General features: G+C 60.1%; 19 protein-coding genes and 1 tRNA gene. 8 read left to right on the top strand and 12 right to left on the bottom strand.

The window, feature by feature from the left end; translation table 11 throughout:
* Nucleotides 1–2: 2 nt before the first annotated feature.
* Nucleotides 3–3,404, bottom strand: coding sequence for a hypothetical protein (locus AOT83_RS28210; RefSeq protein WP_234797649.1), 3,402 nt, complete (start codon nucleotides 3,402–3,404; stop codon nucleotides 3–5).
* 299 nt (nucleotides 3,405–3,703) lie between these two features.
* On the opposite strand from AOT83_RS28210, the gene AOT83_RS17170 reads away from it, so the two are divergent.
* Entirely contained in the window at nucleotides 3,704–3,925 is a 222-nt protein-coding gene (locus AOT83_RS17170) for a WXG100 family type VII secretion target (RefSeq protein ID WP_109394949.1), read from the top strand.
* Nucleotides 3,922–4,182 carry a hypothetical protein gene (locus tag AOT83_RS17165; protein ID WP_234797636.1) on the top strand — a complete coding sequence of 87 codons (261 nt, stop codon included), beginning with the start codon at nucleotides 3,922–3,924 and terminating at the stop codon, nucleotides 4,180–4,182. Before AOT83_RS17170 ends, AOT83_RS17165 begins: the two co-directional genes overlap by 4 nt.
* 271 nt (nucleotides 4,183–4,453) lie before the next feature.
* On the opposite strand, the gene AOT83_RS17160 is transcribed toward AOT83_RS17165, so the two are convergent.
* Together AOT83_RS17160 and AOT83_RS17155 are read right to left on the bottom strand one after the other, a co-directional pair.
* Entirely contained in the window at nucleotides 4,454–5,329 is an 876-nt protein-coding gene (locus AOT83_RS17160; protein WP_057966519.1) for a type II toxin-antitoxin system VapC family toxin, read from the bottom strand.
* Between the two features lie 257 nt (nucleotides 5,330–5,586).
* Nucleotides 5,587–6,165 (bottom strand): hypothetical protein, encoded by a 579-nt coding sequence (locus AOT83_RS17155; protein WP_131726972.1) that lies wholly within the window; start codon nucleotides 6,163–6,165, stop codon nucleotides 5,587–5,589.
* A gap of 317 nt (nucleotides 6,166–6,482) precedes the next feature.
* On the opposite strand from AOT83_RS17155, the gene AOT83_RS17150 reads away from it, so the two are divergent.
* Nucleotides 6,483–6,905 (top strand): very short patch repair endonuclease, encoded by a 423-nt coding sequence (locus AOT83_RS17150; RefSeq protein WP_057966521.1) that lies wholly within the window; start codon nucleotides 6,483–6,485, stop codon nucleotides 6,903–6,905.
* On the opposite strand, the gene AOT83_RS17145 is transcribed toward AOT83_RS17150, so the two are convergent.
* On the bottom strand, nucleotides 6,874–8,238 hold the full coding sequence (locus AOT83_RS17145) for a DNA cytosine methyltransferase (RefSeq protein WP_070943066.1): 1,365 nt from the start codon (nucleotides 8,236–8,238) through the stop codon (nucleotides 6,874–6,876). The genes AOT83_RS17150 and AOT83_RS17145 overlap by 32 nt on opposite strands.
* A gap of 281 nt (nucleotides 8,239–8,519) precedes the next feature.
* Between AOT83_RS17145 and AOT83_RS26935 the strand changes: the two genes are divergently transcribed.
* Nucleotides 8,520–9,899, top strand: coding sequence for an ATP-binding protein (locus AOT83_RS26935; protein WP_070943067.1), 1,380 nt, complete (start codon nucleotides 8,520–8,522; stop codon nucleotides 9,897–9,899).
* Nucleotides 9,886–10,833 carry an O-methyltransferase gene (locus AOT83_RS17135; protein WP_057979841.1) on the top strand — a complete coding sequence of 316 codons (948 nt, stop codon included), beginning with the start codon at nucleotides 9,886–9,888 and terminating at the stop codon, nucleotides 10,831–10,833. The genes AOT83_RS26935 and AOT83_RS17135 overlap by 14 nt, the downstream gene beginning before the upstream one ends.
* 101 nt (nucleotides 10,834–10,934) lie before the next feature.
* Here AOT83_RS17135 and AOT83_RS17130 read toward each other — a convergent pair whose 3' ends face one another.
* The 4 genes from AOT83_RS17130 to AOT83_RS28205 all read right to left on the bottom strand — a co-directional run bounded on the left by AOT83_RS17130 (nucleotide 10,935) and on the right by AOT83_RS28205 (nucleotide 13,643).
* Nucleotides 10,935–11,942 (bottom strand): hypothetical protein, encoded by a 1,008-nt coding sequence (locus AOT83_RS17130; RefSeq protein ID WP_234797637.1) that lies wholly within the window; start codon nucleotides 11,940–11,942, stop codon nucleotides 10,935–10,937.
* Entirely contained in the window at nucleotides 11,929–12,477 is a 549-nt protein-coding gene (locus tag AOT83_RS17125) for a hypothetical protein (protein ID WP_057966526.1), read from the bottom strand. Before AOT83_RS17125 ends, AOT83_RS17130 begins: the two co-directional genes overlap by 14 nt.
* 44 nt (nucleotides 12,478–12,521) lie before the next feature.
* Nucleotides 12,522–13,133, bottom strand: coding sequence for a hypothetical protein (locus AOT83_RS17120; protein WP_057966527.1), 612 nt, complete (start codon nucleotides 13,131–13,133; stop codon nucleotides 12,522–12,524).
* 147 nt (nucleotides 13,134–13,280) lie between these two features.
* Nucleotides 13,281–13,643: an XRE family transcriptional regulator gene (locus tag AOT83_RS28205; RefSeq protein WP_234797638.1), complete on the bottom strand. Its 363-nt coding sequence runs from the start codon at nucleotides 13,641–13,643 to the stop codon at nucleotides 13,281–13,283.
* Nucleotides 13,644–13,774: 131 nt separating this feature from the next.
* On the opposite strand from AOT83_RS28205, the gene AOT83_RS17110 reads away from it, so the two are divergent.
* From AOT83_RS17110 to AOT83_RS17095, 3 genes are all read left to right on the top strand, one after another.
* Complete coding sequence (locus AOT83_RS17110) at nucleotides 13,775–14,707, top strand: site-specific integrase (protein ID WP_057966528.1); 933 nt, start codon at nucleotides 13,775–13,777, stop codon at nucleotides 14,705–14,707.
* 6 nt (nucleotides 14,708–14,713) lie between these two features.
* Nucleotides 14,714–16,129, top strand: a complete 1,416-nt coding sequence (locus AOT83_RS28200) for a hypothetical protein (protein ID WP_234797639.1) — start codon at nucleotides 14,714–14,716, stop codon at nucleotides 16,127–16,129.
* Nucleotides 16,130–16,290: 161 nt separating this feature from the next.
* Nucleotides 16,291–16,363: transfer RNA gene (locus tag AOT83_RS17095), tRNA-Arg, on the top strand.
* A gap of 941 nt (nucleotides 16,364–17,304) precedes the next feature.
* On the opposite strand, the gene AOT83_RS17090 is transcribed toward AOT83_RS17095, so the two are convergent.
* The 4 genes from AOT83_RS17090 to AOT83_RS17075 form a co-directional block, all read right to left on the bottom strand.
* Nucleotides 17,305–17,679, bottom strand: coding sequence for a hypothetical protein (locus AOT83_RS17090; protein ID WP_057966530.1), 375 nt, complete (start codon nucleotides 17,677–17,679; stop codon nucleotides 17,305–17,307).
* 15 nt (nucleotides 17,680–17,694) lie between these two features.
* Nucleotides 17,695–18,660 (bottom strand): glycerophosphodiester phosphodiesterase family protein, encoded by a 966-nt coding sequence (locus AOT83_RS17085; RefSeq protein WP_234797640.1) that lies wholly within the window; start codon nucleotides 18,658–18,660, stop codon nucleotides 17,695–17,697.
* Nucleotides 18,661–18,956: 296 nt separating this feature from the next.
* The gene (locus AOT83_RS17080) at nucleotides 18,957–21,890 is read right to left on the bottom strand and encodes a hypothetical protein (RefSeq protein ID WP_131726973.1); all 2,934 of its coding nucleotides are present in this window, start codon (nucleotides 21,888–21,890) and stop codon (nucleotides 18,957–18,959) included.
* Between the two features lie 353 nt (nucleotides 21,891–22,243).
* Nucleotides 22,244–23,710, bottom strand: a complete 1,467-nt coding sequence (locus AOT83_RS17075) for a sugar transferase (protein WP_057966532.1) — start codon at nucleotides 23,708–23,710, stop codon at nucleotides 22,244–22,246.
* Nucleotides 23,711–23,725: the final 15 nt, after the last annotated feature.

The following is a 23,725-nucleotide window of genomic DNA, read 5'->3' as shown; positions in this document are numbered from 1 at the left end:
TGTTAGGACGGGCCGATGTTCACGGTGTACAGGATGGTGCGGTACGCACGGGTTGGGTCAGTCACCCATTGACTGGCCAGGAATGTCAGCGTCGAACCGTTCCCATTGGGGACCACCGAGATGACTTCGGGACCATATGGCTGCAAGAGCTGGTTAGCGGCACTGGACAAGAACGGATCGTTCGGCAGAGGGTTATCGTTGCTGTTGCTGATCAGGGGCGTCATATGTCCTGATGCGAGCTGCTGCGGCGTCTGAACAACTTTGATGCCAATCGGACCATCACTGTCGAGCAACCCGTATCCGCCCCCAGGGAGTGCGAAGACTTGGTTCTCTCGCATCCCACCACCGGATACCGACCCAAAGTCGGTCCACTTCGCCGGATCCAGCCATCCCTCGCTGCCAACTTGTGGAGTCAACCAGGCATGCCGGGGGCCGTTAGCTCCCATGTTGCCGACCGCCACCATTCGCCCGTCAGGGGTGGCTGCACCCGACAGTTGGGAAATCCCGTTAATAGCCGTTGGTGCGGCGTCCGGGTTAGCCGCGTTGTATGCCCAGGTGAAGTTCGAGACGAATTCGGTCGCACCTGGCGAGGGCGTCTGCGAGGCGAACACGAGGTCATTACCGCCGCCCAAATCAGCCTTCCCGGTTGGAAGCAATCGCGACGACGGGTCGCGAGGAGAACCATCAGGGTTGTTGGCGGGGGGCGCCACCCGCACAGGGTTCCCCGTGGCAGTCTTTCCATCCGAGCTCGCCGGAATCCGGTACATACCGCCCTTGCCACCGCGATCGGCACCAGCAGTCTCGTAATAGTCACCGGTCCACATCTGCCCATTCGAATACACACCCAGATCAAATGAATCGCCCTTGGTCGGAGCGACCTTCTCAAAACTGTCGTTGATCGACGGCACATGCGGGTCGGCGAACGTCTTCTGCTGAGTAACCCCAACCCGGTTCAATGAGGAAACATCCACGCTCTGACGAGGAGGCGTGTCCTGAACACCTTTCACGATGCTCGGCGCATCAACTCGCCCCTGGCCCCCCGGATCATTGACCAGTGATGGCATCCCCTGAGGCCGTGCAGCAGGTGCTTGAGGAGCTGGATTCATCTGCGCGATACCGCCAGAAGTTCCCGGGGTCGGTGTGGGCGGCGAAGGAACAACACCTTGTGGTGCGGACACCGATGTCGCGGAGCCTTCCGGTAGTCCACCTGAACCCATGCTCGAGACGGAGTTGACGGCACCTGCGCCTTGAGAGGTGAGCTGGGCGCCCTGCCCCACCAGATCAGTTATCTGCCCAGCTTGTTGGTTGAGCTGGCGAGCCTGATCCATCTGCGGTTTCAGTTGCGGGTTGGCGTCCCCGACCGCTTGAGTGACCTGATCGGTTTCCTTCTGGGCTGTTTTCACGATCTGGCTGCCCGCGTTGACCGCATCGGCCGTGCCCTGCACGCCTTGCGAGATGCCCTGCACCAAAGTAATCGCATCTTGCGGGTTCACCGCACCGGACTGCGCAGATGACGCCAGCGAGGCACCCGCCTGGGCAGCTGACCCGAAGCCTTGCGCCGCTTGGCCGGACGATTGGGCAATCTGCTGCCCCGACTGCACATAGGTTTGGATATCACCCGGAAGGCCTTGTACCGCTTGTGATGCATCCTGCCCGAGCGCCTGAGTGTCCGGGCCCTGTTGCTCGTCTTGCTTACGCCGCCTCGTGGAGGCTGCACCCATCAGCAGCGCCGCAAGATCGTTGTTTCCGGACTGCTTATCGCGGTCCTGCTGCTGGTCGCGGTCCTTCTTATCGTCCCTGGAGGGGAACCTCGGCAAGTCCTGCTTCTGGTTCTGTTTGTTCTGTTGTTGGAGTTGTTTGGTCAGATCGTCGATACGTTGACGGTCTTGGCCGCTCTGCTGCTGTTGCTGCTGCAGCTGGTGCGTCAGATCATCGATACGTTGCGGATCCGATTGTTGTGGTTGTTGATTGGGCTGCTGCCCGGGTGCCTGCTGTGCTTGTTGGGCGGGCTGCTGGATACCCTGGTTGGGCTGTCCGCCTTGCGTTCCCGGGTTGGTGCCGCTGTTGGCTTGTCCACCGTTGTACTCCGGGTTAGGGGCGCCGGGCCCCTGGGTGTAGGGGGTCGCGGTTTGGTAATCGGGAATCTGCTCGCCATGAGCCGCGCGCTGCCAGGACCCGTCCGGGTTCGGGCCCGGCTGCAATCCCTGCTGCGCGGAGCCGGTGTTGTTTGGGGTCGACGCATTCGAGCCCTGGCTGGGCTGCGGGTTGTAGATGCTGATGCCGTTGTTTTGATCCAGCGCTGCCCGGCCGTAGTTACCGCTGCTGTAATCGGGCATCTGGCTTGGCATTTGCGGAGGCTGGAACATTTGCCCGCCCCCCGGAGGGCCATCCAAGCCGCCACCACCGCCGCAGTCTGGTGGGCATGCCGCCCGTGCGACCGGAACCGTCGCCGGAGTGAACCACCCCAACCCCAAACCGCCCGCCGAGAACATCAGCACCGCGATGACACCGGCTGTGGCGGCAGCTTTCTGGGAGGCATCGGTGGCCCACGTGTACAGCCCGGCCAGTCCTTTCCACCAGCCCAGGTTCGCCGCGACCGCCCACGCCAGCACCACCGCGATCGCCGCGACAGCCGCCAGTGTGTTTGCGCCAACGATTGTGGGAGCCAGTTTCGGGGTGAGCCACGCCGCCATGATTACCAGCCCGACACCGCCCGCGACCAGCGCAGCAACCAACATCGGATGCGACTGCGCATTGTCGCTGCCGGCGGTCCGGTTACGGTGCGCGGCAGCGCTTTGCGTTCTGATGAGCCCGGCATCGGCCAAGACCTGCCCCACCAAGCCGGTCAAGTATTTGCCGCCGGTGAACAGTGCAGCACCGGCGGCGACCGCGGTGAGCATTTGGCCTGCCCCGAGCGTCAGCGACCAACCACGCTCACCGGTGATCGACTGCCACCAAGCCGAATACCCTCCCTGGAACGTCCACCACATACCGAACCCGCCGATGACGATCGCGGCAGCCGCTGTCACCGCCCGAGCGGATTCCGAAATACGCGCCTTGCCAGTCTCAAATGCGACATCGAGGATGGGCTTGGCCGCCCAGGTGGCGAGCTTGATCCCACCGCCTAGCGCCGAGAGCCACAGCAGCAACACCGCCACCCAGACCAGCAGATCTCCAACCTCGTCGCCCGCACGGAACAGATAATGCAAACCGGCTACACCCGCGAGCACCACAGTGGCCCCGGCAGCGAAAGCCGCCACACGCCGTACAGCATCCCCGCCAAAACTCGGAGCCACTTCAAGATCACGGACAGGAAACTCATCGACATCCGGCCCCGCTGCCGCCAGCTTTCGGCAATCAGTCACTGCTGTCAGCCGTTCTACAGATGCGTCGTACCCCGCCACAATCATCCCCATCAAATCTAGGCAAACAATCTAGAAACAACAGTACAGGCGTGAACCGAAAATCGTCCACCGCAAGAGCAAACTTTGAGTTTTTCTGTGACCGGCGGTCCGCCTGACACGCCATCCTCGCTCACACCGACGACTAAGCGAACTTCCCGGACCGCTTTCTATCAGCCTTGGCTACGACATTGCACTGTGCGACTCCACTCGGGCGGGCCTACAATAACCATGGCTTCGGCCTCCCCCTCTTAAGGTCAGTCCATGTAATCTGCGGCTATTCACGTTCGAGGAGGAGCGCTGTGGGTGGTGAGCAAGTGAAGGTGAATCTGGCCCGTTTGGATCAGGTGATCGGCGAGTTGGCGGGCTTCGATAACGAGATCGAGCAGCAGATTGCGACGCTGGAGGGTCGGGTCGCCGCACTGCACACTCGATGGGAGGGCGAGGCTGCCGCGAAACATGGTGAAGCAGCATCGGGCGCAGCCTGCGTACCGGTGGTACAAGCGAAGCCGACAGCAAGATGATCAGCGCAGATGCGCGCTTCAGCGACGTCACCGGCACCCCAGAACCGTTGTCATTTGACAATCACGGAGTGCCCGCGGAACTCGGCAAGGACCGTTCGTCCGTGTTGACCAACTGGCAGATTGGTGGGCACGTGTCGTTAGAAGGCTCGCCACCCTTCGTCAGTGGGCTAGGTTCGGACAACAGATTCGGATGTTCGGTAATCGTGTTCGACGACAACACTATTCACGTCGCAGGCAGACAAGTGGACCGAGCATAGAGGCGCTGACTGTCGCCCGCGCCGCGTTCATCCACCTTGTTGAACTGCTCAGAGCCTTCGAAGCGAACGAAGCGAGCTCCACTCATGCATCGATTCCTCGATCCTTGCCGGAGATGCACTAACCACACTGCACCGCAATGTGTTTACGAAATATGACGGAAGGCAGACGCTGGAGTGGGCAGTACGGCCACGACTCTGGATACCTTGCAGTTCGTCAAGATGTGCAGGAAGCCAGAGCAGCTGGCCGTTCTCGGAGTGGATTAGCAGCTGATCAACTACCGTTCGTCGGTCTCGCGGCTTCTGGGTTCGGGTCCGCTCGCAGGAGAGCTGAAACTAGATGGGCCACGCGTTGCTGATCTGGCATCGGCCAGTAGAGGTGTTCCGGTTGCAGCAAGCAGCTCAGGGCGCCGCAGCACGCGAGATCCTCGAGTAGATCCTGCGGACTCGTGATATAAAGCCCGAAGGGACGCAAAGCTTTTCCAGCCCTCAGGACGCCTCGATCGCGGGTTAGGAACACGTGAACCTTGTTTCTCACCGCGGCCGCGACGAGTTCGCGATCATTACCAGCCGGGACTTCAGCGAGCGCGCGGTCGAGCTCTGAGCGCGGGAGGATCAGTGTCTCACCTCGGTACTCGTCTTCGTCGGCGACAATCCTGACGGCAGCGCAGAACTCGCGCCACGCTGTCAGCCTCTGCTCGCGGCGTTCCGGACTCAGTTCCTTTCTCTTGGAATCAGTGATGGTGCGCGGAAGTATATGGAATCGGATGTCGCGTAACACCCACAGAGTGACGATAATCTGAAGCGCCTCAAGCTGTTCACCATGCTCGCCAGGCAGCAGTTCCGACAGGGACTCTCCCTCCCACAGCGCTCGGCCGTGCTCGAAGTAATCGATGAGGAGGTTGGTGTCCCAGGCGATGTGCAATGCACCTCGGCCTCTTCGTCCGAGGAACAACTGTGGACCCTGCTCGTACACGAAATGCGGGCCCTCGACCGGCGGAAGGTCACCAGACGGCCTAGCGACCTGAGCGCGGAGGCGACGGATGGTGGCGTTAGCCAACGCAATTCCGTAACGCTCTAGGCGTGAGAACTCGTAGTCGCCAAAAAGCACTACTACGTCCTCGTTCTCGCCAAAGAACATTGCGTCCACGGGCCAATCCTCGCACGAAGAATACTCCGGCTGCCCGGTTCGAGGTGATCAAGCAATCGAACTGCGACGGCAGGTCAAGCTCCCGAGATTCTATTTCCGGGCAGACGGGTACGGGTCCAGCCCTGTCCGATCACTGAAAGACCACCGCGCCCACGTCACCGAAGGTGGCCGGGTGCCTGTCAAACAGGCGCTTGGGCCGAAGATGCCTCCGCACAAGGCGGTGCAGTCCCCTTCGTTTCTTGTGTAGCCCGCGCCTGTCAGTCGGTGCGGCCATCGTTTGGCCACGTGACCTCGGCCGCTAGATATTCGGCGAGAACAATGCGCACTCGTACTGCCTCTCCCCGCCACAGGTCCACAGCGAAGCGATACACGCCGTCCTGCACGACGGTCCAGCCATCGGCTTCATCTTGAGATGCCAGAGCACGCACAAATCCTCGGTTACCCACCTCAGGCAGTAAGAGATCGCCTTGTGGCGCTTCGAACGTACGGCGGCGTTCAGGCGCCAGCGCCTCCAACGCTGTGAACCAAATCTCTGGACGAGAGAATCGCACCTCAGCGCACTCGAACCAAAGGTGGCCACGCGCGTTCTTGATCAATACGTGGTTGAACCTGTCTGAGTCCGGTTTCCAAAGCGGGGGCGCGCCGGACAACATCGATTCGTGTCGCGCCCGCTCAATCTGCAAGCGTAGCCGCGGATTTCGTGCCAACACCTTTCCAGCTTTGGGATTAGATTGATCGTCTGGTTCGGTCGAACCCGCCAAAACACAGCTAAGAAACGTGCGGACATACTGTTCGTCAGCGGAGAACCCGTTGTTGCACTCCCGGCAGGCATCCACCGTAGATAGGTTTGGTGGATATGGCTTGCGGAGCAGAGCCTTAGAAGGCACGTGATCGTCCGTACGGCCTCCGCGATCCGTGAACTTACACCCGCAGAAGAGGCAAATCCCCGACATTCGTGGCCTGGCACGCCCATCCAAGAACTCACGAATCTGATCCATCACTGGATACTATGGCGCCATCACTACCAATTTCGGCGTCTGAGGAAATATCCGTGGTTTTGATCTCTGCTGGGGTAATGCACCCGAATCGCCGGTTTATTGCGCGACCACACTGGGCAAACCTGGCCGCTTACCACTGACACGAGACGCCAAACATGATCGCTGAGAACGCAGCTTCTCCATCCGACCGCACTCGTGCGGTGATGCGCGGCAACCGATCTCGTGACACAAAGCCTGAGCTGGCTGTGCGCCGTCTACTTCATGCCAGCGGGCTTCGGTTCCGTGTCGACTTACGTCCAGTACGCGAAGTTCCGAGGCGCGCAGACATTGTGTTCACGCGTGCGCGTATCGCCGTCTTCATCGACGGATGCTTCTGGCACGGATGCCCCGCCCACTACGTTCCGTCGAAGACCAACACCGAATACTGGATGCCGAAAATTGATCTGAACCGGACACGAGATCGTGAAACCGATTCGCTTCTAACGGCTTCTGGCTGGACGGTGCTTCGTTTCTGGAGTCATGAACCGGCCGAGAGTGTCGCGAGCGCTATCCGCGAGGCGTACCAGACGCGTCGGTAACCGGTCGGCTTCGTGTCGCTGGCATCTCGTCGGCGATAGCGCCTACGACCGGTTTCGCCTCCGTGCGGGACAGCCACAGCAGCGCTGGGTCGCCAAGAGATGCTGGTGCGCGAAGTGGCGCTGGGCGGTAGTTGGACAGAGACCGAAGGAGTGCCTGTGCGGCGGCGCGCGCGAGGGGAGGCGGGACGCTATTTCCGACCTGGCGATGGCCGTGCCAATTTGTGGTGTGGAAACGGAACCAGTCCGGGTAGCCATGGAGCCGGGCTGCCTCACGCACCGTGATGACACGGTGCTCTGTCGGGTGGATGGGCCGGGGCGAGGTATGAGCACCCCGCTCTGCACCTGTACCGGCACGCAGGGTGCGGGAGGGTCCCTTCACTGGAAGCCGGTATAGACGGCTCCGCGGCTCGACGGAGGCCGGTTCTGTCAACTTGAACCGGGCAACGGTGCCCGATTCATGGACCGTGCGCCGCGACCCCGTTAACAAGTCGCTTTCCCACTGGCGCGGACGCGATCGATCTCCCGGCAGCGGAGCCAGACCCGCGAGAGCTCTGGCGTACTCATTAGAGGTATTGCGCAGACGCTTGAGATCGTTGCCTTTCAAGCGGACTTCGTCCGATTCGAGTAGTGCCTGATATCGCACGGGCGATGGCAGGCCTGCAAGCGCCTCGGACACCGATATCTCCCCGACTCTCGTCTGCGGCCTCGGCGGGGCCTCTCCCTCGCGCGAACCCAGCATGATCACTCGTCGGCGAACTTGCGGCACACCGAAGTTCAGGCTGTTCACCACCGAGTCAGTGCCTGAAATCTCATACCCGGCACCGCGTAGGCGGCGAATCGCCGCCTCTCGGACGTCCGAGAATTTCGACTCCAGCAGCCCCGCCACATTTTCGAGACAGAACGTGCGGGGCCGCACCTCCTCGATTAGCCGAACGAACTCCAGGAGCAGCTCGTTACGCTCGTCGCCGTCTTCGCGCTTGCCTCCAGTCGAAAACCCTTGACACGGAGGTCCTCCCACGATCGCGTCAAGTTCGCCCGGCCATTCCTCCCCGGGATGCATACGCCGAAACCCCTTCTTGGCGGCATCCAACACCTGCGCACCAGACAGGTTGGCGATATTCCGACACAGCATCTCGCACTCAGGAAAATTGAACAGATGCGTGGCCGCATGCACCGGGTCATACTCGGCCGCAGCGACCACATCGAACCCCGCCTGCTCGAAACCAAGCGTCAATCCACCTGCACCAGCAAACAAATCAACTGCTATTGGCCGCGTCGGTAGCTTCCCCGCGCGGGAACGATCCTCTGTGCTCACCCTAGGACGATCGCACATCTATCGCAGACATGGAGGGAACTTTCCGACGATTCTTCCGGGTGTGTCGGGCATCATAGGCACATGGTCGCAGGAAGCACCGACATCGATGCCGATTCCAACTCAGTGCCCTCAGACCCCGGCTTGGCAGGATGACATCTGGTCCCCGCATCCGCAGCAAGCCCGTCCATACGCGCACACGGCCAGTTCACCGCCCAATTGCAAAGCATAGTCCGTTTGGCACCGCGGCTAATCCAAACCGGGGTTAGAATCAGCCTATCCGCGATGTATAGAGGGGGACCATGTCAACAGAAGTCATTCAGGCCGGGCCAACTAAGGCGTTCTTTATTTCTATGCTGGTGCGTGATATCGGCCTTATCCCGGCAATAATTGACCTCGTTGACAATTCGGTCGACGGTGCGCGCAGGTTGCGCCCGAAAGAGACTCCCCCAAGCCCTGATCACGATAGCACGCACGATGCCCCAGCCACGCCACGCTTCCATGGACTCTGGGTACGTATCCGATTAGACGAAAAGACGTTCGAAATTAGCGATAATTGCGGTGGGATACCTTGGATCGTGGCACGGGACTACGCATTCCGCTTCGGGCGACCTGACGAAGCTCCTGAAACCCCGAACTCAATTGGTCAGTTCGGAATCGGAATGAAACGATCACTATTCAAACTTGGCACAGAATTTACCGTAGATTCCAAGACTGTCACTGAAGCTTTTGTTTTGAATGTAGACGTCGACGACTGGAAGCTCGACCCCAGTTGGACTTTCCCTAATGTAGACCATGAACGCCGCGATACATCCCAAGACGCGGCTGGCACCTTAATCCGAGTTTTACAATTACATGAATCGGCGTCTGAAAATTTCGGACAATCGAAATTCAGAAACGAACTGGTTGAAAGACTCTCGCTTAAACATCAGGCGACGCTAAACGACGGCCTATCGATTACATTGAACACAATTCCTGTCGATGTGGATATTCAGACTCTGTTCTCAACTAACGAGTTGACTCCTGCCCGAATTATCGAAGAGGTTGACAGCGACTCGAAGCGACCGGTCAACGTAGAAATATTTGCGGGCATCGATCGGTCTTCACCGAGCGAAGCGGGTTGGTACATATATTGTAATGGACGACTCATTCTTGGCCCAGACCAAACTTCAATCACCGGCTGGGGCGAGGGCAGAGGTAAAACAATTCCAAAGTATCACAACCAATTTGCACGGTTCCGTGGGTACGCTTTCTTTGAAAGCGATGACGTAGAGAAACTTCCATGGACGACCACAAAAGAAGGGATCGATGCAGATCACCGAGTGTACAGAGCCATTCGACCAAAGTTGATCGAACTCACGCGTCCTGTTATCGATTTTTTGAATGCGCTAGACGGGGAAAAGGATCACCCGGATCGCGTCGACCTTGAGCGGATGGTTCTATCGGCGGAACGACAGAAGGGCGCGACACCACTCCACCAGATTCCGGCATCTCCACGCTTCACCTCGCCCGAACGTGCACCAGTGCCTAAGGCCGAGGTAACCAACGCAATACAGTACGCTAGGCCAGCTATACAGGTAGCCAAGGTCAAGAAGCGCCTGAAGGTTAAGTCCAACCGAGAAGTAGGAGAGGGAACTTTCGACTATTTCTATCGAGCCGAGTTTGGCAATGACGATGAGTAAGCCAAGTTATCAGGCCATTGACTACCGCCTTAGACCTGCCAAGGCTGTAGAGCGAAAAATGCTCGCGGACCTCTTCCGAGCTTTAGATCGTGCAAGTTCGCTCAAGCACTACCAGTACATAGGCTTCGGCTCACCGTATTTCTCCGATTTCAATCTGTTCCATCGAGCACTGGATATTCAATCGATGATTTCCATCGAGCGTGAACTAGGAGATCAAGAACGGTTCGAATTCAATCGGCCATTTGCGGCCGTCGATCTACGGTTCGGAGAGTCTTCAGAGATATTGCCTGAGATTGAATGGCATCAAAAGGCAATTGTATGGCTTGATTACGATGACCCGCTAGAACTCTCAATGCTCGATGACATCGCCTTATGCGTGCGCAACGTGCCGTCTGGAAGCATCGTATTGGCAACCGCTTCAGCCCAACCAAACCCAGAAATTGGCGAACGTGTCGACGAATTACGGGACCGGCTAGATACATATATCCATCCGGGTACCGATGCGAGTCAACTTGGTGGTTGGAATCTGGCCGATCTCTATAGGCGAATCATCGACGAGAAGATCAGCGAGGCCATTCGGGACAGAAACACCTTGCGCGGAAGCAAATTACCAGTTCGGTACGAGCAACTTATCAATTTTCAGTACGCCGACGGCGCGAAGATGACGACAGTCGGAGGAATAGTCCTCGACGAGGCGGACCAGATTAGTTACCGGGTGTGTGCATTCGATAAGTACGAATTCTATAGGTCTGAATCAAATTCGTATCGAATCAATATCCCCAAATTAACACCGAAAGAGATTCGCCATCTTGATTCTTTCCTTCCGTGCGACGACACACTCGACGCGACCTCCATAGGAATCCCGCTGAATCAGTCTGCAAAGTATCGCGCTCTCTATAGGTACTTTCCCAGGTATGTTGACGCCGATTTATAGCCTAGTAAGAGTTTCGAATAAGTCCAGCCTTCGGCGGTTATCGGAAATCATCCAAACCTGTCGCAGAATGCCGTGAGGAGAAGATTGACAAATCCTGTGGGTCAGGCGATTGGCGGGCCAAGCTTCTCGAATGATTCGGCGGTATAAGTGGTTTTAGTGTTGCCGCCTGGGGTGGTTTCGATCTTCATGGTTGCGTTGATACTGACTCGATCACCGACGGCCAGACCACGGGTTTGACTGGGGTCGATGCGGCCGAGTTTGACTGTGAGGGTGTCGTTTTCGCCGCCTTCGCGTGCGATCAGCCAAGAGCTGACGGCGCTGACGGTGAGGTATTCGCCGATGATTTCGACGGGTTGTTCATCGAGGTTGGCGTGCTCGACGGTGGCGGCCATGTACGCGGCGGCCGCCGCTGTCACAGTGACACGACGGGTGGCGCGGGCGGGTTGGCGCCAAGCGATTTCGACGTCGAACTGGGCACGATCAAGGGTTTTGGCGAGGTCACGAACAGCCGAGGCGGTGCGCGGCCCCATATCACCGAGTTGGCGCACGAACGCCGAATCCTGGGGCGCGGCACCGATGTCGTTGCCTGCGGCGAAGACCTCTATCGCGGCAGAGACGGCGGTGTCGAGCATCTGGTCGTCGGTTTCCAGCTCGGCGAACATGCCCACCCTGCCACCGCCATGCCCTATCTCACTGACGGGGGAGGTGCGAGGCGTGACGGTCAAGACGATAGAACCCGGACCCGGTGCAGCTGTCAAGAGCAGGTCGGTGCGGCGTTTAACATCCGCATTGGGTTGACGCCCAAGGATTTTGTCGCCCTGTTGGGCGGCGCCGACGGCAGTGGCCAGGCGTTGAAATCCGGTCATCACTCGGGCCACGTCGTTGACACGGGCCGACGAACCCGTCACGCCATCGCCGGTGATTCGGATGTCACCGCGGGAGGTCAGGATACGGCCCAATTGATCGGCAGCGATCATCGCCTCGATGCCGATGCGAGCGAGGTCGTCGGGGGTGCTCCAGTCCGGTACCTGGGTGTCCGCATCCGGTCCAGTCATCGCGGCGACGATCGCGGCCTGCATGCGGTCGAGTTCCTCGCTAGGAGTAGCCATCGACGATCACCTCCAAATATCCGCGACGGGGCAGCGCGTCCATGCGGGTACGAGCGGCTCCTGCGGGCCCTGCTGCGACGCGCTGTAGCAGGTCGTCGACCATGCCGCGGCGCTGTAGATACGGGGCATAGTAGTCGTCGGGGTCTTGCGGGTCGGGCTGGCAGTGCCAGGGCACAAGTTGAGTGTCCACCTGGACACCGACAATCCTCCGCACTTCTCCTGGCATGGCGAATGCCCGCAGCAGCGGGCCGCTGACCGGATCGAGCCGCGCTTTGCCCAGTTCGAGGTCTTCGACCCAGTACAGGCATTGCATGGGCTGCGGCTGGTCCGCGTCCGACAGGAACGTGCCGTGCAGCCAGACGGCATTAATGGGCACATGGTGGCCCAGCAAGGTGGTGGCCGTTTCCCAGTCGCTCCATAATTTGGCGCGGCGCTCGCCGCGCCCGTTGACGAATCTGGTACGGACTTCCTCGCGGGTGGTCCGATATCGTCCGGCCGGTAGCAGACCGTGTTCGGGACTCAATTCGGGTATCACCGATCAGCCTCCCCCAGGTTGTTGTCGGTACCGCATGAACAACGCTACGGCGCGACGCCGATCAGGTTTGCCGAATCGATTGGCGGCCAAGGCTGTTGCGGCTCCGCATCGCTGCAGCTGTCGTCGTCGCCATCGTCGTTGGCTGCCGCTGCGAACAATGCCGCAGTCACCTCATCGATCACCCGGACCGCGCACTGGACTGCTTCGGTCAGCCTCGCCGAATCATCGGCCGCGGCAGCGGCATCTAGCTGTTCGCGTATTGCCAGCAACGGCGAGAAGTCCACGCCGTCAATACGATTCGCCGGCACCTGATCGCCGAGGAAGGCGCGCAGCAGTTGGTCGACCGCTTTGCGTTGCGGGGTGCTCATCCGCTGCGCTTCCGCAGGCGGTTCGTAGCGCTCAGCCATTGGCGCGCGTACCCCAGCGGCGGCGAAAGCCACCGTCTCGGGCACCTCAGCCAGGTAAGCGACGGCCCGGATCGAGGTGTCCGAGGGGCGGGAGGCGTAGGTGCCTTGCCGTAGCCGGTTCAAGGTTGCGTGCGAGACCTCGTGGCCGCCGCGTTGAGCGATTTCGGCCAGCCGCCGGCCGGAGGCCCCGTCGTGGCGTCGCGCCGCCGACTCGATCAGCTCGACCAACGATCTGCTGGTTGCACCCATGGTCCACCCGTTTTCCGTGTCAGTCCTTATTCGGTTCGTATCCGACGTCGATACCCATTGTTCTGACACTTGTAACGTGAGTCAAGCGCAACTCGCCGATGTAGATGCAGTGCATTGTCATCCACAATATGTAACGTGCCACACGTGTCACAAGTCAATGGGTTTTGTGGCGACAGCGCGTTCGACCTCCTTTGCGGTTCGGGGGCGCCGTCGAGACGACGTTCGCGGCCACAGCGGACGTCCGAGTGTGTATTCAAGGTGTGCCAGGGTTCCGATGTCGCAGAGCACCGTGCCGGCCAGGATGCGGCCGATCGTGGTGTGGGCCACGCCGCTGGCCAACGCCAGGGGTCGTTGACCGATTCCGGTTTCGGCCATCGCCGCGCGCAATGCTCGCGAGACGTGTTGCGCTACAGCAGCCGCTGGGGGTGCGTCGGCCGCCAACTGCCCGTCTGGCCAGGTGCCAGCGGACATGTACTCGGCGGGTGGTCGAACGCCATGGCTGCGCGACACCTCCCGACCATAGCGCCCGACACAGCACTCGACAGCCCATCGGTTGGCCACCCGTACCATGCTGGTGCATTTACGCACCAGCATGGCGGAAGGAACACCGATGTACCAGCACCCCACAAGGGATGTGTGCGATGAAAAGCGCGCAGCTAGAGCTGCCGCTGCCGTGGGGGCCGGCAATGGCTGAGAACAGTGTGGCCACGTCGGTCGACTTAGTCGTCTCGGATTGGGCGCTCGACGGTGCCATGTCGACACAGACACTCGACAAGTTCACACTGCTCGCACGCCGGTTCATCGGTTTCGCGGCAGCGCACGATGTCACCACACTCGACGCCGTCGATCACGGGTTGGTAGCGAAATTCGTTGCAGCCAAAGGCCGCTCCCGTCACGGCGAGGTGGCGCCCGCAGCCGTGGCCACCATGCACAACCGCCGAGCAGCACTGCGGGCATACTTTCGCACCGCACGCCGACTCGGGCTCGTACTGCACGATCCGACCACCGACATCGACGTGCCCGACCGCGAAGCCTCCGCGCTGCGGTCACTCACCGACGACGAAGCCGTCCTGGTGCGGCTGTTCTCCGAACACGCCACACCCACCCGTCACGCGGCCACGACTGCACTACTGCTGGCCGGTGCGCACACCAGCGAGCTCGGGCACATCCGCATCAGCGACATCGACACAGATGCGTCCACCGTGTGGGTGCACGGCTCGACCAAGCACCGCGCCCGCACTCTCGCGTTGGATACCTGGGCCCGCCGGGTCGTCGACCAACGCATCGCGTATCTGACTGCGCACGGCGCCGCCGGCGAGGCAATCTTGTGCACCGGCGCGGACGGCTCCGACGCGCAACGTCAGGCCAGGGTGTGTGTCACCGTCCGCGATGTCCTGACCCGCGCCGGCCTGACCGGAACCGCCGGGATCAAACCCTCCTCGCTGACCGCCTACGCCGCCCGGCGGGTCTTCGAGGACACCGGACGCATCGAGTCCGCCGCCAAACTAATCGGCTCGGGATCACTCGATAGCACTGCGGCCCTCATCGGCTACCAGTGGCACCAGGACGACTGACCGCACATGTCCCTGCCGCCACGCCGCCGACCGCGCACTACCTATGGTGCGGGCAGGATCGACCAATGGCGTCGCCAGCAGCTCCACACCCCGGGCGATCACACCCTGGTCGAAATCGAGAAAGTCCGCGCAATCGCCTCCGACCCAGCGCAATACACCATCGCCGACCGCATCCCCGACCGTGAACCCGGCACACCCGGACGCCCACCGATGTACCCTAGCTGGGTTCACATCCTGCACACGTCTCTGCACGGCGCATTCGGGTCGGCCAACGCGGCCAGCCGGATCATGAACACCCCCGACTACTGGGACATCATCTGCGAACACGCCGCCGACCACGGCAAGACCGCGCGGACCGAACCACCCAAACGCCACCATCACACCTACGCCCAACCCAAACTCGACCGCCATATCGAGCAGCTGCGAGACGGCCTGCGCCAGACCGGCGCACAGCTAGCCCGCCGCCTGGGCTGCCTGAACCCCGGCACGCGGGTATCGCGCACCGACCCGGCCCGCGGCCAGTTCGTCGTCGGGGACGGCACCGTCGTACCACCCCCATACCGCAAAAAGACCGTCGAGCGGCTCACCGCGGCCGGGCGCTGCCGCATCGTGGCTCACAACGAAGTCCAAAACGGTGACGGCGCACCCGAATTCCGCTACGGCGCCAAATTCGCCACCCTCTCGACACGGCCGGACAACACCAGAAACCTGCGCGCCATCCTCGACACCGCACCCGTCCCACACGGCAAGGGCTACAAAGGCGAAGCTGGCATCGCGATCCGGATGCTCGATGACGTCATCTCCCACCCCGACCTACGCGTCGACGGAATCTGCTACGACGGCGCCTTCCGCGGCACCCACATCGACCACGCCATGAAACAGGGTCTAACCGTCTTGGTCCCACCACACTCCGGCACCGCTAAACCCACCCCTTTCGCGCAGATCGAATGCACGTGCCGCGACACACACGACATCTGGACCCTCGACGGCCGCCTGCACGAACGTAGCATCATCGACACCGGCGAAACGGCCTACGAGCCACTGCCCGTGGCCAAAATCTACGCGCGCCGCAACCAAGGCAACATCCACCGCTGGTACATCGACTTCGCCACCACCTGCGGCACCGTGCAAGCCCACCGCATCGACAACACCGAAGACGACGACAAACGCGGCTACAACCGCGCCGAACACCTGCGCCAACACACCAAAACCGACGGCGGCGACAGCGTCTACGACCGCTGCTACGGCTGGCGCGAAGACGCCGAATCGCTCAACAACACCCTCGACCGCACCCTCTACGGCGGACGCATGACCGCGCATAGCCCCACCCGCCAACACGCCGTCATGATCGGATTCGCCCTGGGCCGCAACGCCATCGCCCATTATCTGCACCGGTGCAGCCAAAAAACCACCGAGGCATAACCGGGCACCGGTCTGCCCAACACCTAGTCACACAAGCCCCACCAATCCCTCTGGATCACGCGAGTACCAACAGCAACACCACCCGACTCGCCAACAGCCGACGTCCAGGGCACCCCCGCCCACCCGCTAGAGTTTTAGACACCTATTCACATAGGTCCCCCGCCCTCGTAGCTCAGGGGATAGAGCACGGCTCTCCTAAAGCCGGTGTCGCAGGTTCGAATCCTGCCGAGGGCACTTCTTCCACTACATCGCACCGTCACCCCGTGCGCCGAACCGCACGCGGCCGCGCAAGCGTTGACACAGGCCTACAGCCCACAAACTTTTGCTTATCCAAGCTGGCTATTGATAACTTCGCTCCAAAGACACGATCCCCACCAGGAACGTGCCCCTGTACATCCACCAGTCCGCATAGTCAGGCTCCTTCTTCCGCAATACCATCGAACAGCCGCGATCTGCCGCGGAAGCGGCGGCAAGACCTTGCCCTTCGTCCCAGTTGGTTACATACACGGAAACATCTCTATTCTCGTCGTAATCCGAGAGCTGCAGCCGATAATATGCTCTCAATTGTCGCCCCTATCCCATAAATGAGATGCATCGCGAAAAACAAACCGTGCACATCCAAGTGCGCGACCCACAGCCTCTAGTGACACACCCGGTTGCGGAGCTATATCACTGAGCGTGCCGATACTGATTTGCGTCCCATTTAGGTCAATTGGGTCCATTAAATTCTCCGATTGATCTGTGGAGCATGACAACGATGGGCTTACGTGTACAGGATCACTCTGCGCATCAGTATTCTTTGTCCGAAAAGTAGCCATAAGGAAGAACACGATCAGTGAAAGCCAGAAAAGTAGTTCCATTGCCTCAGACCAACAATACGCAGCGCTACCCCATCCCGGCACTGTGCCAATCATAGAAATCCACTCGATGTCAGGCCCCTGTCTGACGGTATTCTGCACTCGATCATGCAACCGATTATTATCGCGATCACGCACGTTCTACGTCCACATTTACAGATCAGTGCCATGACTATCCATGAATTTCCAATTGCATCCATTTAGTACATGCCTTATCTGCGGCATTGCCATTTTCGCGGGACTCAGAGAAACGCGAACTGCATACCGAACAGATCTCGTTACTTCACGATATAAGGAAACGCCCCGGCTGACCGTTTCTCATCGATGGCGCGTTGACGGGCGAGCGATCATCAACAGCATTCCTGCACACACGACGATGGCCGCGAATGCAAAAACGGTGACGATTCGCCATATTGGCACTGTGGCAATATTCTGAGTACCGCTGACTATGTTTTCCTGTTTACGTACGGCGTCACACCACAGCTTACGAAAAGTGTCGACGTCGCCGTCCAGCTGACGCACAACCAGATGGAGGATCTCCCATGACGGGATCGCCCCGGGCGCGAAGGCTTTGGCGACCGTCGTGTGACTGCACCCGATAGCCCGGCTGATACTGCGAAAACTGGGCCTACCGGCCATGAAACGCAACTCGGCTAGTTCAGCATTTAGCGGGTAGACATGGTTATCAGGCATTGTCTGAAGACTTCTCTATTGCCAATTTCGTGCTGCCAGGGGCGAATCAACCAGCACCGCATTTAGTCCAATCTTGCGGGCCAGGCGAAAATCATCCTCGGTTTTCACTGCAAACCCAATCGTCTTCATGCCAGCATGCTGAGAGTTGAAACACTCGATAGAGCTGGGGTCCCAGAGCTCAGCATCGACTTGGGACACCCCCGTACCCAACGTAAATTTTTCAGACACAACGACATCGCGATGGAGCTCAAAACCGGCCCATCTTCCGGCGCTTGGCGCTGGCTCACACCGATGGTTCAGTGCCATGTTCAAGAGACGCTGACGAGTCATATCGCGACTTTCGGCGACCTTTAGACCACTCTGAGCCGCTAATGCAGACACTTCGGCATCCGTCGAATAGATAACTGATCTCTCTACAGCGGCGGCCTTGACGAGAACCCGGGAGACCGCGTCCACCAGGGGCTGAGCCGGCGTCTGCTTCAGGTCGAGGAACAGCGGCATACTCGGCGGGATCGCACCGATCGCCTCCTCGAGGGTCGGTATCTGGACCGCCTTTTGACGATAGGGGTTGACGTCCTCTCTGGCGAAATTCCATCCCGCGTTCAGCTCCTTCAATTGCTTCACAGTCTGGGCGTTCACCCGCCCCTCCCCATTTGTCAACACTGACAGGTCAACCGGGCGATACAGCACCGGTATCCCGTCACCGCTGACCTGGACGGTTACCCACATCCCATCGACACCTGATTTTTGAGCATTAACAATTGCCAGAAGTGTGTTCTCCGGATAATCGGCCGTACCGCCGCGGTGCGCGATCAGCATTGGCCTGGCATCGACATCGACAGGGAGCCCGTCGTTACTTGGTGGAGCTATAGTCTCCGCAAATGTCGCCTGCCTATTTTCGTCGCCGGTGTAATCGCCGCATCCAGCCACTGCCAATGTCATAGCCATAAAACCGGAAGCCAAAAACCACGCACCGAGCATTTACAGATCACCTCAAATTGGAAAGCAGCGCGGTTCATTCAACACCGCATCGGGAGTATTTATACGAAGGGTAGGACACGAAGTGTCATGCTGTCAACGCAGTGTTTTGGCGTAAATTTCTTACGTCTACCAACATTTCAGCGCACTAACCTCACGCTAATGCGGATCCGTCGATTGAAAGCTGAAATCATTCGGTCCGCAAAGATGCACTGCTGATCGATTGTCGGGCAAACTGCTGAATTCCACGAAAGGTTCACCAGCGCCATTTGGCCGCAAGAGTGCCGAACCGTACGCCTCTAGTCGCTCGCCGAGTGCTTTCCTGCACTTGACGACGATCCGCCATGGGCACCCGAACCCTCCGAACCACCACCCGCGCCCGAACCACCACCAGATGACGCCTCAGGCGCGCGATGCTTTCCACCCGACTCACTGGGCGAAGCCACCTTGACCTTCACCTTGTTAGACGTACCCGAAGAATCCTCACGATGCTTGCCGCTATCGGAGTCGCCCTTGGTCTTAGTTCCCTTCGGCGAACTAGCCCCATCAGCAGGAGCCGGCTTCGCACCCTCAGTCTTCGTTGAAGCGGCGGATTCATCGGTGTTAGTCACCGTAGAGGTGATCGCACCCCTCGTCTGCTTGATCGACCCGCTAGCCGAATCCTTCAGCGCACTATTCGCCTTATCGACCTTGTCCTGCAGCTTCTCCTTCACGACCGGCTTCGCCGGCTTCCCCTTATCTTTCGAGACCTCCTGATGCTGACCAGAATCATTGTCCTGCTTGCTCTTAGAAGCCTTGGATGCAGCATCCACAATCGGCTTTGTGCCATCAGTCTTCGCCGCGGCAGATGCATCGGTGTTGGTTGTCGCCGAAGCTATGCCACTGGCGGCATCCTGGGTGTCAGTCACCGGCTTCTTCAGCGACTGGCCTGGCTTGTCCCGCGGCTCCTCGTGCATCACTGGCTTGAGAGGCCTGTCCCCTGTCTTCGCGTCATCCTTAGGCCCGGCCTTGAGATCTACCTTCGCGGTGTCCTTAACCGATTCGGCAGCGTGCGGCGCCGAGGACTCACTGTCCACAACCACACTCGGCTTCGATGCGGAAAGCGCTGCAGATGCGTCCTTCTCAAGAGTCGGCGCACTGCCGCCGTTGACGGCGGCCGCTTCCTTTTCCTTGCCTGAGCCGCTGGTGCCGAGCAGGTGCGACGCAAGGTCCGGTGTTCCGGCGGTGAGCTGCTGAGGCTTGGGGAGCGTTTCCGGCATCGCAATCAGAGCGGCGGTGGAGCGCGCGGCCACTGCATGAGCACCCGCGCTCTGCACTGCCCCGAGCAGCCCTTTGTCCAACGGCTTAGTTGATTCGTTGATCGCGCGATTGGCATCGAAGAGTGGCTTGCTCGCGTCGATATTCAGGCCCTTTATCGCGGCACGCCCCTGGTCGATCACCCTGTTCACCTGAACTGTGGCGGCGTCGAGTGCATCGGCCACCGGCTTGAGCATGTTCTGCGCCTGGTTGAACATGGGGTTGGCGATGCTCTTGAGCCGGGTCAGTCCGTCGCGCACCGCGTGAGCCACAGATATGACCAACGCGTTCTTATAGATGGCATCCCCAAGTGCGCTGTTACCGAACAACGTAAGTCTCTGCTTCTCCGGGCTCAGCAGGTTATTGCTGAAACCGTCGATCAGCGCGTTGAACACCGTCTGCGGGACTTCAAAACGCTGCGCCCAGTTGATGTTGGTCGGCGCCCTGAAGACATCCGTTTGCACAGCGGCCATATCCATACCGCGGGTAAAGGTCATCACGCCGTTGGCGTCGGTAGTGCTCTTGACATCTTGGTAACCAAGCGCAACCAGCTGGGTGAGCGCACTCTCAAACGAATCGGCAACGGGTGTGGTGATGTCCGCCAGGCCCGTGTATCCGAGTAGGCGAGGAAGCATGTGGAAGGGCTCGAGGAGCGGAAGGTTGCCCGAGTCATAGGTGACGTAGGTGGAGATGCCCTGTACCGGGAACTTGAAGTCAGTGCCAAGGATCGACCGGAAGACCGGCCCCAGAACCGCATTCAGCGCACTGTTCAGGGGGCCATTGACCACATCGAGGATCGTGCCCTGGGTAAGTAGGTGGAGCCCCTGTCCCCCCGTCGGGTCCGCGGTGACCAACCCTGCGTTGATGAGCCCGGGCAGCAACTGACCGACAAGGTTGGCGGCCACCGGGACTGCCTTGTCCTTATCGGGGATCAGGTAGGTAGGCATAACCACACCCGCGACAGAATTCGCCCAGGCGAGTGGGTCAAGCGTCGACGGAGCGTCCGAAAGTAGGTCGTACTTCCACCCGACATCGGTGACGGAGATATTGAGAACCTTGGTGGCAAGTCCAGCATTGGCCCCTGCATTCGTGTAACTGCCCGCGCCGGGATTACTGAGGTTCAGCCCAAACAACTCCGAGATGGGGGTGACCATCGCCATCAGGCCGCCGCCCGGGCGCGACGTGTTGCGAAACAGTACAGCGACAACGCCAGTCACACCGTGCTTATCGTCACCCCACAAGGCACTGTCGGACTCGACGTCTTTGATCATCTGACGTAGCGCAAGCGCACTATCGGTCCCACCGAGACCGTCCCCGAGAATGAATGCGCGCCGCTGGTTGAGTACCGTCAGCAAGTCATTGCCGATCGCGCTAATACCGGGAATCCAATTGATCCACGGGCTATTGAGAGTATCTACAACGCCTTCAAGCCCACTGAATGCGCCCATGCTGTAACTCAGCTCGTTCACGGAATCGTGAACGCCCGCCGGCCCGAAACCGGGCACCTTAGGCTCGACAGGGCTGATCGTGTTCAGCACGTCCAGCAGCGTCTTAACCGCCGAGGACAAACTGGGATCATTAAGCAACCCGACCGCGTTAGTCAGGACTGCATCCGGGCTGCCGACCCCAGCCAGGCGCAACGCCTGGAAGACAGGCCCCACCCCATAGATGCCCACCATCGAGGCAAGTTGAACTTCCAGACTCATCGCACGCGGAGCGAGTGCTGCGGCGGCCTGAGGCTCGGGACGTGAGAAATCGACGGTGGCCGGCGCCGCCACACCGACTGCCAGCGCCGTCACTGTCACCAGCGCCGTCGTCGCCAACATCACCCGCGACGTAGAAAATGGCAGGCGGGCAGGCACCGGCGCGCCGGCAAGGGCTTGCTTCCCCGATCGCTTGGGAATGTTACTCGACGACCGAACATCCCGACCCGACATAAGCACGACACCTCTCCTCAGAAAATTTGAGCAGCGTTGTACGCCGAAAGTCCCACTGGCCATTGAGAAATCGACAATGCCTATTCGCAGCGAATTTGCAAGGAACGCCCCGTACCACAGCCATGTGCAATCAGCATCTGGTACTCGAGGGGAAGCTCGTCGCCAGTTAGGGGTACCACCCAAGGAACCGTAGGACACAGAGTGTCATGCTGTCAACGATGTGTTCTGGCGCTAACACGCATTTACCGATTGAATGCGGTGACCGTTCGGTCCGCAAAGGCCTGCTCGAAAGATTGTGCGCCACAAGGCCGCACACCAAAACTCGGGAAGCCCTACGGGCCATCGACCGAGTATCAGTAAGCGCCCTCGCTGCGCACCACCGCGCCGACAGTCCGGGAAATGATGCGTATATCGAGCCCCATGGACCAGTTGTCGACATACGAGATGTCGTGACGGATAGATTCGTCGACGGAAAGATCGTTACGGCCGCTGACTTGCCATTGGCCGGTAACACCCGGTTTCACCAGGAGCCGTCGCCGCATCGTCTCGTCATAGGCGTCGACCTCCCGCTGCACCTGCGGCCGCGGCCCGACAACACTCATGTCACCGAACAGCACGTTGAAGAACTGGGGCAGTTCATCGAGGCTGTACTTCCGGATGAACGCCCCCACCGGGGTGATGCGGGGATCTTCCTTCGCCTTGAAGAAGACGGGCGTACTTCCTGCCGAGTCAATCATCGCCGCGGTATCGCGGTCGGCACCCGTGTACATACTGCGGAACTTGATCATCCGAAATGGCACGCCGTCCAAGCCGATTCGTTCAGACACGTAGAGCACCGGCCCGGCGCTGGTGAGCTTGATGGCCGCGGCAATCGCGAGCATCACCGGCGCGGTGGCCAGAATGGCGGCCGCTGCGAACGCCATGTCGAATGCTTCCTTCGACATCGACCGGGCCCGGCGATGGCCCGGGGCGAGCATCTCCAGCATATGGACCCGCTCCAGACCCCGCTCCGCTGTGGTCACGACGGTCTCGTCCACGTCCCCAGGAGATGCCGCGAGCTCGATTCCCAGATCTCCGAGCTCGGAGGCCAGCACTGAAAGCTCCTTGCGTCCAAGGTCATTGGTCATCGCGACCGCGACGATCTGAGCCGATGTCCGCCGCGCCGCCTCGACCACGTGGCGGTCGTCGCCGACTATCGGCACGCGGTGATCACCGACCTCGATCGCCTGTCCGCCAAGCCAATGATCAACTCCAGGAGTGCACGCGCCGACAACCTCGAAGCCACTGCCCCGGTGACGGCCAAAGGCGGTGATCATCTCCCGCACAGCGTCGTGATCGCCCGCCAGCAGCACCGGAGTCCGGCTCGCCGAGCCCCAGATACGCCGCAGCCCATACCGGGCTACGAGTATGCCCAACAGTCCAAGCGGTATCTCGATCGCCAAATGCCGGATATCGATCAGCTCGATACGCGAGATGAGATAGGTGAGCAGCACAATCGTGAATAGCTGGAACGTGACACTGACGACCGTCTGCCATTGCTGCAAGACAGCCCGCAACGCCTTTCCCGGGCCCACCGTGTGCAGCGAGAGCGCAGCAAACCACGTGACGGCGATCACAACATCCGTTGCCGCATACCAGCGGCCCAGGTCCTGGCGCCCGGACAGCAGATGATGCGCGAGCTGATACGAGACCAGTGACGTGAGGGCGATGGCCACCAGGTCAGCCGCCGGCGCCCATCGTCGGTGCAGGTAGAACAACCCCCCAGGGCGTGCTTCTACCCTCCGTTGAATTCCGTCACTAACGACGCTCTTCAAATCCATAAGTGCACTTGACCC

It is taken from the genome of Mycobacteroides sp. H001 (assembly GCF_001440005.1).
In the GTDB taxonomy this organism is placed as follows: Bacteria; Actinomycetota; Actinomycetes; order Mycobacteriales; family Mycobacteriaceae; genus Mycobacterium; species Mycobacterium gwanakae.
This window is presented reverse-complemented; position numbering and strand designations above follow the sequence as displayed.

What these genes read in the sequence shown, in the direction of transcription:
- AOT83_RS26935 (WP_070943067.1), top strand. Translation starts at nt 8,520, where the DNA reads ATGTCAACAGAAGTCATTCAGGCCGGGCCAACTAAGGCGTTCTTTATT.
- AOT83_RS17150 (WP_057966521.1), top strand. Translation starts at nt 6,483, where the DNA reads ATGATCGCTGAGAACGCAGCTTCTCCATCCGACCGCACTCGTGCGGTG.
- AOT83_RS17085 (WP_234797640.1), bottom strand. Translation starts at nt 18,660, where the DNA reads ATGCTCGGTGCGTGGTTTTTGGCTTCCGGTTTTATGGCTATGACATTG.
- AOT83_RS17075 (WP_057966532.1), bottom strand. Translation starts at nt 23,710, where the DNA reads ATGGATTTGAAGAGCGTCGTTAGTGACGGAATTCAACGGAGGGTAGAA.
- AOT83_RS17165 (WP_234797636.1), top strand. Translation starts at nt 3,922, where the DNA reads ATGATCAGCGCAGATGCGCGCTTCAGCGACGTCACCGGCACCCCAGAA.
- AOT83_RS17135 (WP_057979841.1), top strand. Translation starts at nt 9,886, where the DNA reads ATGACGATGAGTAAGCCAAGTTATCAGGCCATTGACTACCGCCTTAGA.
- AOT83_RS17120 (WP_057966527.1), bottom strand. Translation starts at nt 13,133, where the DNA reads ATGGGTGCAACCAGCAGATCGTTGGTCGAGCTGATCGAGTCGGCGGCG.
- AOT83_RS28200 (WP_234797639.1), top strand. Translation starts at nt 14,714, where the DNA reads ATGTCCCTGCCGCCACGCCGCCGACCGCGCACTACCTATGGTGCGGGC.
- AOT83_RS17080 (WP_131726973.1), bottom strand. Translation starts at nt 21,890, where the DNA reads ATGTCGGGTCGGGATGTTCGGTCGTCGAGTAACATTCCCAAGCGATCG.
- AOT83_RS17090 (WP_057966530.1), bottom strand. Translation starts at nt 17,679, where the DNA reads ATGCCTGATAACCATGTCTACCCGCTAAATGCTGAACTAGCCGAGTTG.
- AOT83_RS17130 (WP_234797637.1), bottom strand. Translation starts at nt 11,942, where the DNA reads ATGGCTACTCCTAGCGAGGAACTCGACCGCATGCAGGCCGCGATCGTC.
- AOT83_RS17110 (WP_057966528.1), top strand. Translation starts at nt 13,775, where the DNA reads ATGAAAAGCGCGCAGCTAGAGCTGCCGCTGCCGTGGGGGCCGGCAATG.
- AOT83_RS17145 (WP_070943066.1), bottom strand. Translation starts at nt 8,238, where the DNA reads ATGTGCGATCGTCCTAGGGTGAGCACAGAGGATCGTTCCCGCGCGGGG.